This window comes from Roseateles toxinivorans (genome assembly GCF_004362525.1).
In the GTDB taxonomy this organism is placed as follows: Bacteria; Pseudomonadota; Gammaproteobacteria; order Burkholderiales; family Burkholderiaceae_C; genus Paucibacter; species Paucibacter toxinivorans.
Window position 1 is genome coordinate 259,026 of sequence record NZ_SNXS01000003.1, and the last position, 12,548, is coordinate 271,573.

The window sequence follows — 12,548 nt, forward strand, 5'->3', positions numbered from 1 at the left end:
ACAGCTCCCTAGTGAAAGACCTGACGGATGCGCCAGGAACCTCTTGCGATGTCGCGTGGGCTGTGCTGATGGCCGGGCGCAAATGAAAAAGCCCTGTAAGTCGTTGACTCACAGGGCTTTCATTTTTGGTGGCGCTTCAGGGATTCGAACCCCGGACCTGCGGATTATGATTCCGTCGCTCTAACCGACTGAGCTAAAGCGCCTAAGCCCGCCATTATATGCGATATTTTTGGTGCGCAAGCAAGATCTGCAAGGCATGATGCGCGTTTAGCCCAAAATTTCTTGGCGCCTCACTCTGCCGCAGCCGCCGGCCCGACTCGATGTTCAGCTTCTTTCGTAAAAAACCCGCTCCCGTTCCAGTTGCCGAAAGCCCGGCCGTCGCGGCTCCGCCCGTGGCCGTTGCTGCCCCGGCCATTGCCAGTCCTGCCGAGGTGCAGGAGACGGTGCTTGTCGTTGACGTGCCGCGCCGCAGCTGGATGGACAAGCTGCGCCAGGGCCTGCGCAAGACCGGCTCCAGCATCGCCCAGGTGTTCACCGGCACGCAGATCGATGACGCGCTGTATGAGGAGCTGGAGGCCGCGCTGCTGATGGCCGATGCGGGTGTCAAGGCGACCGAGTTTCTGCTGGCCGACCTGAAGCGTCGCGTCAAGGAGGCCAAGGCCACCGAGCCCTCGGCCGTGCGCGGGCTGCTGGTGCAGGCGCTGACTGATTTGCTCAAACCCTTGGAGAAGCCGCTGACGGTGGGCGAGCACAGCCCGACGGTGATGATGGTGGTGGGTGTCAATGGCGCCGGCAAGACCACCAGCATCGGCAAGCTCACCAGGCACTTTGCCGACTCGGGCCTGAAGGTGCTGCTGGCCGCGGCCGACACCTTTCGCGCGGCGGCGCGCGAGCAGTTGGCCGTCTGGGCCGATCGCAACCAGGTCGAGATCGTCAGCCAGGAGGGCGGCGACCCCTCGGCCGTGACCTTTGATGCCGTCACCGCCGGCCGCGCGCGCGGCCGCGATGTGGTGATTGCCGACACCGCCGGTCGTCTGCCCACGCAGCTGCACCTGATGGAAGAGCTGAAAAAGATTCGTCGCGTGATCGGCAAGGCACAGGCCGACGCGCCTCATGAGGTGCTGCTGGTGGTCGATGGCAACACCGGCCAGAACGCGCTGAGCCAGGTCAAGTCCTTCGACGAGGCGCTGGGTCTGACCGGGCTGATCGTGACCAAGCTCGATGGCACGGCAAAGGGCGGGGTGTTGGCGGCGATTGCGCGCGAGCGGCCGATCCCGGTCTATTTCATCGGCGTCGGAGAGAAGCTCGAAGACCTGCAGACCTTCAACGCCGCCGAATTCGCCCAGGCCTTGCTGGAGTAATTCTTCAGCTCAGCCGGTGCGGCTGGGTGGCCTGGTCCAGCGTCGGCAGCGGCGTGGTTTCCATCTCGTCGAACCAGGTCGAGGGCGTCGGTTCGTGCTGGTCGGAGTTGTCGTCGGCGGCGGGCACCGATTCGCGCTGCGCCTCACGCAGGCTCATGGCCAGGCCGGCCATGGCGTTGTTGCTGAGCCGGGCGCCATTGGGCTCGGGCCGGCCCGAGGGGCCGGGCGGAATTTCACCCAGCAGCATATTGCGCAGCACCGAGGCCGAGGGCAGGCGCTTGGCGGGCAGGGTGTACATGGCAATGCCGGCGCCCTCAAGCACGCGGCGCACGCGCTCCAGGCGCTGCTGGCGGCTGGCCGGGGTGTTTTCCTGCTGCAGCTCGATCACCGCCAGCACCTCGGTGGTCTGGGTGCACAAGAGCAGATCCACGCAGTGATGGCCGACGCGCTGCAGCCAGTCGCCATAGGCGTTATCGGTGGGCACGCGCAGAAACCGCGACAGTGGCACCTGGGCCAGTATCAGGTGGTCGGGGCAGGCCTCGCGCAGCACGCCAAGCGCCTTGCGCTCGCTGCTCATCAGCACGCGCATCGGCTTGGGGTGCCAGGCTTCGACGGTGTCCAGCGGGTCGGGTCGGGCGCTGACCTGTTTGCGCGCCTGGCCGGACTTGTGCCGCAGCCAGAGCAGGGCCACCGCCAGCAACAGCGCGGTCCCCCATGCAATGGCCAGGCCCAGGGTCATTACATGCCCCCCATGCCCTTCATGCCACCCATGCGCTTCATCATTTTCATCAGGCCGCCGCCCTTCATCTTCTTCATCATGCCCTGCATCTGCTCGAACTGATTGAGCACGCGGTTGACTTCCTGCACATGCACGCCCGCACCGGCGGCGATGCGGCGCTTGCGGCTGGCCTTCAAGAGTTCGGGCTTGCGGCGCTCCAGCGGCGTCATGCTATTGATGATGCCTTCCATGCGGCGCACGTCGCGCTCGGCCCGGTCCATATCGGCCGCTCCTGCCTTGGCGGTCATCTGCGAGGGCAGCTTGTCCATCAGGCCGGCCAGGCCGCCCATCTTCTTCATCTGGCTGATCTGGGACAGGAAGTCATTCAGATCAAAGCCGCTGCCGCTGCGCAGCTTGTCGGCCAGCTTCTGTGCCGACTCGACGTCCACACCGGCCTGCACCTGCTCGACCAGGGCCAGGATGTCGCCCATGCCCAGCACACGGCCGGCATGGCGCTCGGCGTCGAACACTTCGAGGCCGTCGATCTTCTCGGACACGCCGGCGAACTTGATTGGCGCACCGGTGACCTGGCGCACCGACAGCGCGGCGCCACCGCGCGAATCGCCGTCCAGCTTAGTCAGCACGACGCCGGTCAAGGGCAGCGCTTCCTTGAAGGCCTTGGCGGTATTGATCGCGTCCTGGCCCTGCATGGCGTCGACGACAAACAACGTCTCGACCGGATTGAGCACCGCATGCAGCTCGCGAATCTCGGCCATCAGCGCTTCATCGATGGCCAGGCGGCCGGCCGTGTCGACCATCAGCACGTCGAAGTAGTGCCGCTTGGCGTAGTCGAGTGCGGCCAACGCGATGTCGCGCGGCTTCTGACCCGGGTCGGACGGGAACCACTCGGCCCCGGCCTGCTTGGTCACGGTCTTCAGCTGTTCGATGGCTGCCGGGCGATAGACGTCGGCCGAGACGGTCAGCACCTTCTTCTTGCGCTTCTCGATCAGGTGCTTGGCGATCTTGGCGGTCGTCGTGGTCTTGCCCGCGCCCTGCAGGCCGGCCATCAAGATGACCGCTGGCGGCTGCGCGGCGAGGTTGATGTCACTGATGCCGGCGCCCATCGTCGCGACCAGCTCCCTGTGCACCACGCCCACCAGGGCCTGGCCTGGTGAGAGCGAGCCCACCACCTCGGTGCCCAGCGCCTTCTCCTTGACCCGGGCGATGAAGTCACGCACCACGGGCAGGGCGACGTCGGCTTCGAGCAGAGCCATGCGGACCTCGCGCAGCATGTCCTGGACGTTGTCTTCGGTAATGCGGGCCTGGCCGCGCATCGTTTTAACGAGGCGACTCAGGCGGTCTGTCAAGGTGGAGGCCATGGGGCTGGCGCAGCCGGCTGAAAAGCTGATGCGCAAAAGTACACTGTGCGGATGATTCTATCGTTCGCGACCTCCAGTCAGTCGGGCCTGGCGCTTTGGAGCCTGCTGGGCTTCAGTGGCGCGGCGGCTTTGGGCTATGCCGTGACGGTGCTGAAGGCCCATGCCTCGGCACCGCAGCCGCTGGTCCTGCAGCATGCGTTGCTGCTGGCCTGGCTTGCCCATGCCGCGGCCCTGCTGATCGATATTGCCGGCATTGGGCTGGTCGACCCCGGCGCACGTTTCGGCTTCGCGCCGGCGCTGTCGATGACCCTGTGGCTGGTGCTCGGTGTCTATATGGTGGAGAGCCGGCTGCTGCCGCTGCCCGGTGTGAAGCGGGTGCTGTCGGCGCTGGGCCTGGTGGTGGTGGTGCTTGCCTGCATCTTTCCCGGCGAGAGCCGGCCACAGGCGGGCTCACCCTGGGCGCCGCTGCACTGGGTGCTGGGCCTGGCCTCCTATGGCCTGTTCGGTGTGGCGGTGCTGCATGCGGCGCTGCTCAATATGGCCGAGCGGCAGATGCGCCTGAAGAAGGCCCCGGCAGCGGGTGCGATGGGCCTGCCGCTGCTGCGACTGGAGCGGCTGACCTTCCAGTTCGTGGCGGCGGGCGTGTGCATGTTGTCGCTGGCGATTGCACTGGGCTGGTGGTTCACACCGCACTGGCGCTGGGATCACAAGAATCTGCTGTCGATGCTGGGCTGGCTGGTGCTGTCCAGCCTGCTGGCCGGGCGTCAGGTGTTTGGCTGGCGCGGCCGACGCGCCACGCGCTGGTTGTATCTGGGAGCGGGCCTGCTGCTGCTGGCCTATGTGGGCTCCCGTTTCGTGTTGGAAGTGCTGCTGCAGCGGCCCCTCAACTGAGCTGCGATGAAATACCTGATTCTGTTGCTGGTGATTGGCGTCGTGGCATTGCTGCTGGGCTTCAAGCGGCGCACGCCGCCGCCGGTGCGGCGCGACGACGAGACCAAGAAGAAGGCGCTGACCATGGTCAGCTGCGCCGAGTGCGGCCTGCATCTGCCGGTGGCCGAGGCGCTGCCAGGCCGTGGCGGCCACTTCTGCAGCGCCGAGCACCGCAATGCCTTTGAGGCCCGGCAGGGCGGGGTGCAATGAGGCTGTCCGACCTCGAGGCAGACACAGAACCCGCCTCCAACGGCAACCGGCGCGCCAGCGATCGCCGCCAGGGCGACCGGCGCCGCGTCGACAGGCGCGGGCCGGCGGCGCGCGACGAGGCGCAGCATTCCTGGTTCGGGCCGGCGCCCGCCGACGAGGGGCATGCCGAGCTTGATCTGGAGGCCGAGGCGCGGTTGGCTCATGAGCTCGAGGCCGATGCCGGAGAGACCGATCAGCCCGCCTCGGGGCTGCGTGCGGGCACCCAGGGGGGCTCCAGCTTTCAGCGCATCTACCGTGTCTTTCTTGCCGCTCGGGCGGCGTTGGGGCTGGCCCTGCTGGCCACGCAGATCAGTCTGGCCCTGCTGGGCTCCAAGCCCGATGTCTGGGTGATGGTGCTGTGTGGCGGCTATGCGGTGCAGACCCTGGTGCTGTGGCTGTTGCCACGTTTTCAGCAGCCCACCAGCCCCAAGGCCCTGGCGCGTCTCGCCAGCCCGCAGTGGCTCGGCAGCATCGGCGTCGATCTGCTGGTGTTCTCGATGTTGCATGCCTTGGATAGCAGCAGCAGCCTGAACTTCGTGGCGCTGCTGGTGCTGCCGGTGCTGATGTCGGGCCTGCTGACGCCGCGGCTGATGGCACTGGCCACCGCGGCCGGGGTGACCCTGATGCTGCTGGGCACGGCCTGGCTCAGCGTGCTTCGTGGTCTGGACCCGGCGCTGCGCATGACCCAGTCCGGCCTGGCCGGCAGCGGCCTGTTCATCGTCACCCTGCTGGCGGCCGAGCTGGCCAGCCGTTTGGCGCGCGAGGAGCGCAGTGCCCGCGGCAGCCTGGAGCTGGCACGCCAGCAGGCCCAGCTGAACCGGCTGGTGATAGATGAGATGCAGGAGGGTGTGCTGGTGGTGGACCGGCGCGGCCGCGTGCGTGCCGCGAACCCGGCCGCGCGCAGCCTGCTCAGCGCCCATGGCATGGTGCGTGCCGCGCCGTTCCAGCTGCGCGGCATGCCGGTGTGGGCGCCGCTGGTGGCGGGGGTCGAGAGCGCCTTTGCCCTGGGTGAATGGCCCGAGGAGGGGGCTGATCTGAGCCTGCAGTTCGAGCCCGGCAACAGCCGCTCGCTGCGCGTGCGCGTGCGCTTCACGCGCCGCCAGGCCTCGCGTGCCAGCGAGGAGCTGTGCGTGCTCTTTCTCGAAGACCTGCGCACCGTGCAGGCGCGCAGCCGCCAGGAGAAGCTGGCCGCGATGGGCCGCGTCTCGGCCGGCATCGCGCACGAGATCCGCAACCCGCTGGCTGCTATCGACCAGGCCAATGCGCTGCTGTCCGAGGATTGCCTGGAGCCGACGCAGCAGCATCTGACCGCCATCGTGGCCAGCAATGCACTGCGCCTCAAGCGCATCGTCGATGACGTGATGGCCCTGGCTCCCGGGGTGGCCAGCGATGCCAGCGAGGCCAGCATCATCGACGCCCAGGCGCTGCTGCTTGAGATCTGCCAGGAATGGGCACGCACCAACGAGGTCACGCTGGGCGACGACGGCCTGTTGCAGCTGCACCTGCCGCCCCACGCCCTGATGATTGCCTTCGAGCCGGACCACCTGCGCCGCGTCGTCGTCAATCTGCTGGACAACGCCTACCGGCATGCGCCCAAGCGAACCGGGGCCCTGCTGGTGAGCCTGGGCCTGCGCTCGGACCGGCTGGCCGAGTTGGGCGTGTTCAGCGAGGGCGATCTGATTTCGCCCGAGGTTGAGCGCCATCTGTTCGAGCCCTTCTTCTCGACGCGCAGCCGCGGCACCGGCCTGGGGCTGTATATTTGTCGCGAACTGTGCGAGCGCTATGGCGGCAATATCGAGTACATCAGCCGCCGGCAAAGCCAGGTGCAAGGCAATCAGTTCGTCGTCACCCTGAGGCGCCAGGCACCCTTGGTCGGCGCCGCAGCCAACACTCCCAGCACAGCAGCCCCCTCATGAGCGCCCCCAAACCCGCCGCTTCGCGTCAGGCCCCCCGAGGGGGGAGAAACAACTTGGGGCGGCCCGGCGTTTGTTTCTCATGAGCGCAGAAGTCGAATTCAGCCTGCTGGTGGTGGACGACGAGCCCGATCTGCGCACCTTGTATGAGCTGACCCTGGTGCGTGAGGGTTACCGCATCGAGACGGCCGCCTCGCTCGAGGAGGCGATGGCGCATCTGAAGCGGCAGCGCTACAGCGCCGTCATCACCGACATGCGCCTGCCCGATGGCTCGGGCCTGGATCTGCTGCAATGGCTGGAGACCACGGGCCGACCCGAGAAGGCCATCGTCATCACCGCCTTCGGCTCGGCCGAGAATGCGGTCGAGGCGCTGAAGGCCGGCGCCTATGACTATCTGACCAAGCCGGTGGACCTGCGCCAGTTCCGCATGGTCGTTGCCTCGGCGCTGGGCCGCATGCCGCAGCAGGGGCCTTCGGTTGTGCCGGCCAGGCTGCCGTCCGAGCAAGGGCAGCCGGCGGCCGACCAAGCAGCCAGGCAGGCCGCACTGGCCGCCGAGCCCAAGCACGTCGCCAAAGCCCAAGCGCGGGCCTTGGCCACCGGCCTGCAGCGCATGGCCGGCGGCTCGACGGCCCTGCAACAGGTGCGCAGCCTGATCGAGAAGGTGGCGCGCAGCATGGCGCCGGTGCTGGTGCAAGGCGAGTCCGGCACGGGCAAGGAGTTGGTGGCGCGGGCCATCCACGAGGTCAGCCCGCGCACGGCACAGGCTTTCATCGCCGTCAACTGTGGCGCGATTCCCGAGCAGTTGCTGGAGGCCGAATTCTTCGGCTACCGCAAGGGCGCCTTCACCGGCGCCAATGAAGACCGCGAAGGCTTCTTTCAAGCCGCCAATGGCGGCACCCTGTTCCTCGACGAGATCGGCGAGCTGCCTCTGAGCATGCAGAGCAAGCTGCTGCGCGTGATCCAGGAGCGTCTGGTGCGGCCGGTGGGTGCGGTGCATGAGCTGCCGGTCAATGTGCGCATCCTCAGCGCCACGCACAAGGATCTCGGCGCCGAGGTGCTGGCCGGCCGCTTCCGGCAGGACTTGTTCTACCGCCTCAACGTCATACAGATCCGTGTGCCGCCGCTGCGCGAGCGTATCGAGGACCTGCGCGAGATCGCCGAGCATGTGCTGGAGCGTATTGCACGCGATGCCGGGGTGTCGCCGACGCCTCGGCTCACGCCGGCGGCCTTCTCGCATCTGGCGCGCTACCCGTTCCCGGGCAATGTGCGCGAGCTGGAGAATCTGCTGCATCGCGCGCTGGCCCTCTCCGGCGGCGCCGAGATCGATCTGGCCGATCTGGACCTGCCCGATGCGGCGTTTGCCGACAGCAGCCAGGCCAGCTTCGATGCCCTGCTCGATCTGCCGGCACCAACCGGCCGCGAGACCGGCACCGATGCGCCGGCAGCGCTGCCCAGCGACTTGGCCCAGTACCTCGACGAGGTCGAGCGCGACATCCTGATGCGTGCGCTGGAGCGCCACCGCGGCAACCGCACGGCGGCCGGCGCGAGCCTGGGCCTGTCGTTGCGGCAGATGCGCTATCGCATGGCGCGGCTCGGTGTGGGGGCCGAAGGGGCAGGGGGCGACGGTGACGGCGACTGAGCCGCTGTTTGCGGATGGCTGGTATGCGCGGGCCGCTCATCTGGCCTCGCCGAATTGCAACGAGCGGCCCGCCGGGCTGCCGGTCAGCCTGGCACTGATCCACTCGATCAGCCTGCCGCCGGGTGAGTACGGTGGTGAGGCGATCACGCGGCTGTTCACCAACCAGCTCGACTGGGACGCCCATCCCTATTACCAGGGCATTCGCGGGCTGCAGGTGTCCGCGCATTTTCTGATTCGGCGCGACGGCGAGTTGCTTCAATTTGTGTCCTGCGAGCAAAGGGCCTGGCATGCCGGGGCCTCGCAGTTCGAAGGCCGCAGCAACTGCAATGACTTCGCTATCGGCATCGAGCTCGAGGGCCTGGAAGGCCTCAGCTTCGAAGCGCCGCAGTACCGGACCCTGGTGCAGCTGCTGCACGATCTGGCCGGTGCCTATCCGATTGCCCATGTCGTTGGCCACGAGCATGTGGCGCCGGGGCGCAAGAGCGACCCGGGTGCGGGCTTCGAGTGGGCGCTGCTCGCGCAAGGCCTGGGCTGGCCCGCTCGGTGTTTCCCCGAGGGCCTGGTCTTGTCGGGCGAGTCGGGGGGCTGAGAGGGTCATTTGCCGCACGCGGATGGGCCTCGCGTCGCGCCAGCATTCATGCGGCCTGGCGCGCGAAATGGGCCGCCAAGCCAATGCCGGCGCGGCCTGCGATTGGCAAACGCAGAGTCGGTGAGACCTGGCATCCGATGTGTGTCCTCGGCACCCCGGACAGGGCCATGCGCCTAGCGCGAGTCGCCCGGGCGGTCAATGGGGGTCGAACGCTAGCGGTAGTGCTTGAAAGGGGTGCCCCCCCCAGATATAGTGTTCTTTCACGCTATACTGACCGCCTGGCAAATCAACAATATGCCTGCCTTTACCGTAGTGCCTGATAGTCCATCGACTGGTTTGTTTCATACACCGGTCGTCGCCATCGCCACCGTCCTGTGGGCAGGAGCAGAGATCAACATACCACTCGACTCGAGTGCCGCCCCCAGGCCAGGCCCTGACGGGAATGATCTCCACCGGTTGGAGCCAAGTCGATAAATGAAATCGCGCTGCGCCTGATCGGAAGGACTGGCAGGTGTTGCGCCGCTGTTTTTTGTTTCAGAGTTTTTCTGATTGACCGTCGTCGAGACAAGAGGGAATCCATGCAATCCACACACACGCCCGAAGCCAGCACCCTGCTGCAAGCCGCGCCGCCCCACGCCATCAGCAGCCCGCAGTCGGCTTACCAGGGCTACCAGATCCTGCGTCGCAACGGCGCCGTGGTGGCCTTCGAGCCGAGCAAGATTGCGGTGGCCCTGATGAAGGCGTTTCTGGCCGTGCATGGCACGCAGGGCGCGGCATCGGCCAGCGTGCGCGAGACGGTGGACGCGCTGACCGAAGCGGTGGTGCGTGGGCTGATGCGTTCGCGCCCCAGCGGCGGCACTTTCCATATTGAAGACGTGCAAGACCAGGTCGAGCTGGGTCTGATGCGCGGCAGCCATCACGAAGTGGCCCGCGCCTATGTGCTGTACCGCGAGCGCCGTTCGCAAGAGCGTGCCAGCCATGCCGTACCGGTGCCCGACCACTCTTCCGGCCTGTACGTGATCGATGGCGGCCAGCGCCTGCCGCTGGACCTGGCGCGTCTGCGCACCGTGGTCACCGCCGCCTGCCAGAACCTGGGCGCGGACGTGACGGCCGAGCCCATCATGAACGAGACGCTGCGCAATCTGTATGACGGCGTGCCGCTGGACGAGGTCTACAAGGCCGCCATCCTGGCCGCCCGCACCCTGATCGAAAAGGACCCCGGCTATTCGCACGCCACCGCCCGCCTGTTGCTGCACACGATCCGCAAGGAGATCCTCGGCCAGGAAGTGCTGCAAGGCGATATGCAGCAGCGCTACGGCGAGTACTTCCCCGGCTACATCGCCAAGGGCGTGCAGGCCGAGCTGCTGGACGAGCGCCTGCTCAAAGAGTACGACCTGGCCAAGCTGGGTGCCGCACTGAAGGCCGAGCGCGATCTGCAGTTCGACTACCTGGGTCTGCAGACGCTGTACGACCGCTACTTCCTGCATATTGAAGATGTGCGCATCGAAATGCCCCAGGCCTTCTTCATGCGCGTGGCCATGGGCCTGGCGCTGCGCGAAGAAAACCGCGAAGCCCGCGCGATCGAGTTCTATGAAGTGCTGTCGAGCTTTGACTTCATGTCGAGCACGCCGACCCTGTTCAACTCCGGCACGCGCCGCTCGCAGCTGTCGAGCTGCTACCTGACCACGGTCGGCGACGACCTGGAAGGCATCTACGAAGCGTTGAAAGAGAACGCGCTGCTGAGCAAGTTCGCCGGTGGTCTGGGCAATGACTGGACGCCGGTGCGAGCACTGGGCTCGCACATCAAGGGCACGAACGGCAAGAGCCAGGGTGTGGTGCCTTTCCTGAAGGTGGTGAACGACACGGCCGTGGCGGTGAACCAGGGCGGCAAGCGCAAGGGGGCGGTCTGCGCGTATCTGGAATCCTGGCACCTGGACATCGAAGAGTTCCTGGAGCTGCGCAAGAACACCGGCGACGACCGCCGCCGCACGCATGACATGAACACCGCGAACTGGATCCCCGATCTGTTCATGCGCCGTGTCATGGAAGGCGGCGACTGGACGCTGTTCTCGCCGTCGACCTGCCCGGACCTGCACGACCTGTTCGGCAAGCCCTTCGAAGTGGCCTACACCGCCTACGAGGCCAAGGCCGACCGTGGCGAGATCAAGCTGTTCAAGCGCATGCCCGCCAAGGACCTGTGGCGCAAGATGCTGTCGATGCTGTTCGAGACCGGCCACCCCTGGATCACGTTCAAGGACGCCTGCAATGTGCGCTCGCCGCAGCAGCATGTCGGCGTCGTGCACTCGTCCAATCTGTGCACCGAGATCACGCTGAACACCAATGACAGCGAGATCGCCGTCTGCAACCTCGGCTCGGTCAATCTGGTGCGCCACCTGCAAGCCGACGGCAGCATCGACCATGCCAAGCTGAAGAAGACCATCGCCACGGCGATGCGCATGCTCGACAACGTCATCGACATCAACTACTACGCGGTCAAGAAGGCGCGTGACTCGAACCTGCGCCACCGCCCGGTGGGCCTGGGCATCATGGGCTTCCAGGACGCGCTGTACACGCTGCGCACACCCTACGCCTCGCAAGCGGCCGTCGAGTTCGCCGACCGTTCGATGGAAGCCGTCTGCTACTACGCCTACTGGGCCTCGACCCAGCTGGCCGAAGAGCGGGGCCAGTACGAGACCTACAAGGGCTCGCTGTGGGACCGCGGCATCCTGCCGATCGACTCGATCGATCTGCTGGCCGAGGCCCGCGGCGGCTATGTGGAAGTGGACCGCTCGACCAGCATGGACTGGGACGCGTTGCGCGCCCGCATCCGCCAGCACGGCATGCGCAACAGCAACTGCGTGGCGATCGCGCCGACGGCGACCATCTCCAACATCATCGGCGTGGATGCCTCGATCGAGCCCTGCTTCGGCAACCTCTCGGTCAAGTCGAATCTGTCCGGCGAGTTCACCGTCATCAACGAATACCTGGTGCGCGACCTGAAGCGCCTGGGTCTGTGGGACGACGTGATGGTCATGGACCTGAAGCACTTCGACGGTTCGCTGCGCCGCATCGACCGCGCACCGGAAGAGCTGAAGTCGCTGTACGCCACGGCCTTTGAAGTCGAGACGCAGTGGCTGGTCGAAGCCGCCGCGCGCCGCCAGAAATGGATCGATCAGGCGCAGTCGCTCAATATCTATATGGCAGGTGCCTCCGGCAAGAAGCTGGACGAGACCTACAAGCTCGCCTGGACCCGCGGCCTGAAGACCACCTACTACCTGCGCACGATGGGCGCCACGCACGCCGAGAAGAGCACGGTCAAGGCCGGCCAGATGAACTCGGTGTCGAACAGCACGGCCGAAGTGAGCTCGTACTCGGCGCCTGTGGCCGCTGCCGATGCAGGCGTTGAAGCGATGCTCGGCGAGCCCGCGACCGATGTGAAATTTTGCTCTATCGACAATCCTGATTGCGAAGCCTGCCAGTGATTTGAAGTGCACTGAGTGACGCGCGACTCGGCAGATCTTGTTGCCGACATCGCGCGAAGTTCAGTGCCTCGTTTGACATCCTGTTGCACGCATCGCGAGTTGATGAAGCCTTCGAAGTTGATGTGAAAGTCGGGTCCGCGAGACCAGGTCTGAAGGCCTCGCATCGCGGACCTCTTTCGCTTCGACGTGATCACGCAAATTGATCACGCAATTTCGATGCACACCAGCAACAGCGAAGTCGCTTTGATGTCAAGAAGTCCTTGGTGTTTGAACGCAACACTCAGATAA

General features: G+C 66.1%; 9 protein-coding genes and 1 tRNA gene. 7 read left to right on the plus strand and 3 right to left on the minus strand.

The window, feature by feature from the left end; genetic code table 11:
• Positions 1–126 precede the first annotated feature (126 nt).
• Positions 127–203, minus strand: a tRNA-Met gene (locus DES47_RS12555).
• A gap of 117 nt (positions 204–320) precedes the next feature.
• On the opposite strand from DES47_RS12555, the gene ftsY reads away from it, so the two are divergent.
• Complete coding sequence (gene ftsY / locus DES47_RS12560; RefSeq protein ID WP_133701053.1) at positions 321–1,361, plus strand: signal recognition particle-docking protein FtsY; 1,041 nt, start codon at positions 321–323, stop codon at positions 1,359–1,361.
• Positions 1,362–1,365: 4 nt separating this feature from the next.
• Here ftsY and DES47_RS12565 read toward each other — a convergent pair whose 3' ends face one another.
• Positions 1,366–2,100, minus strand: a complete 735-nt coding sequence (locus tag DES47_RS12565) for a DUF2726 domain-containing protein (protein ID WP_133701054.1) — start codon at positions 2,098–2,100, stop codon at positions 1,366–1,368.
• Positions 2,100–3,458, minus strand: coding sequence for a signal recognition particle protein (ffh, locus tag DES47_RS12570; RefSeq protein ID WP_133701055.1), 1,359 nt, complete (start codon positions 3,456–3,458; stop codon positions 2,100–2,102). Before ffh ends, DES47_RS12565 begins: the two co-directional genes overlap by 1 nt.
• Before the next feature lie 51 nt (positions 3,459–3,509).
• On the opposite strand from ffh, the gene DES47_RS12575 reads away from it, so the two are divergent.
• The 6 genes from DES47_RS12575 (at position 3,510) to DES47_RS12600 (ending at position 12,260) form a co-directional block, all read left to right on the plus strand.
• Positions 3,510–4,349 (plus strand): cytochrome C assembly family protein, encoded by an 840-nt coding sequence (locus DES47_RS12575; protein WP_133701056.1) that lies wholly within the window; start codon positions 3,510–3,512, stop codon positions 4,347–4,349.
• A gap of 6 nt (positions 4,350–4,355) precedes the next feature.
• On the plus strand, positions 4,356–4,598 hold the full coding sequence (locus DES47_RS12580) for a PP0621 family protein (protein ID WP_133701057.1): 243 nt from the start codon (positions 4,356–4,358) through the stop codon (positions 4,596–4,598).
• On the plus strand, positions 4,595–6,553 hold the full coding sequence (locus DES47_RS12585; protein WP_133701058.1) for a sensor histidine kinase: 1,959 nt from the start codon (positions 4,595–4,597) through the stop codon (positions 6,551–6,553). The genes DES47_RS12580 and DES47_RS12585 overlap by 4 nt, the downstream gene beginning before the upstream one ends.
• 79 nt (positions 6,554–6,632) lie before the next feature.
• Positions 6,633–8,189, plus strand: coding sequence for a sigma-54-dependent transcriptional regulator (locus DES47_RS12590; RefSeq protein ID WP_133701059.1), 1,557 nt, complete (start codon positions 6,633–6,635; stop codon positions 8,187–8,189).
• Positions 8,176–8,778 carry a 1,6-anhydro-N-acetylmuramyl-L-alanine amidase AmpD gene (gene ampD / locus DES47_RS12595; protein WP_133701060.1) on the plus strand — a complete coding sequence of 201 codons (603 nt, stop codon included), beginning with the start codon at positions 8,176–8,178 and terminating at the stop codon, positions 8,776–8,778. The genes DES47_RS12590 and ampD overlap by 14 nt, the downstream gene beginning before the upstream one ends.
• A gap of 578 nt (positions 8,779–9,356) precedes the next feature.
• Positions 9,357–12,260: a ribonucleoside-diphosphate reductase subunit alpha gene (locus tag DES47_RS12600; protein WP_133701061.1), complete on the plus strand. Its 2,904-nt coding sequence runs from the start codon at positions 9,357–9,359 to the stop codon at positions 12,258–12,260.
• The last annotated feature ends 288 nt before the right edge of the window (positions 12,261–12,548 follow it).

What these genes read in the sequence shown, in the direction of transcription:
- ftsY (WP_133701053.1), top strand. Translation starts at nt 321, where the DNA reads ATGTTCAGCTTCTTTCGTAAAAAACCCGCTCCCGTTCCAGTTGCCGAA.
- DES47_RS12600 (WP_133701061.1), top strand. Translation starts at nt 9,357, where the DNA reads ATGCAATCCACACACACGCCCGAAGCCAGCACCCTGCTGCAAGCCGCG.
- DES47_RS12585 (WP_133701058.1), top strand. Translation starts at nt 4,595, where the DNA reads ATGAGGCTGTCCGACCTCGAGGCAGACACAGAACCCGCCTCCAACGGC.
- DES47_RS12580 (WP_133701057.1), top strand. Translation starts at nt 4,356, where the DNA reads ATGAAATACCTGATTCTGTTGCTGGTGATTGGCGTCGTGGCATTGCTG.
- DES47_RS12575 (WP_133701056.1), top strand. Translation starts at nt 3,510, where the DNA reads ATGATTCTATCGTTCGCGACCTCCAGTCAGTCGGGCCTGGCGCTTTGG.
- ffh (WP_133701055.1), bottom strand. Translation starts at nt 3,458, where the DNA reads ATGGCCTCCACCTTGACAGACCGCCTGAGTCGCCTCGTTAAAACGATG.
- DES47_RS12590 (WP_133701059.1), top strand. Translation starts at nt 6,633, where the DNA reads ATGAGCGCAGAAGTCGAATTCAGCCTGCTGGTGGTGGACGACGAGCCC.
- DES47_RS12565 (WP_133701054.1), bottom strand. Translation starts at nt 2,100, where the DNA reads ATGACCCTGGGCCTGGCCATTGCATGGGGGACCGCGCTGTTGCTGGCG.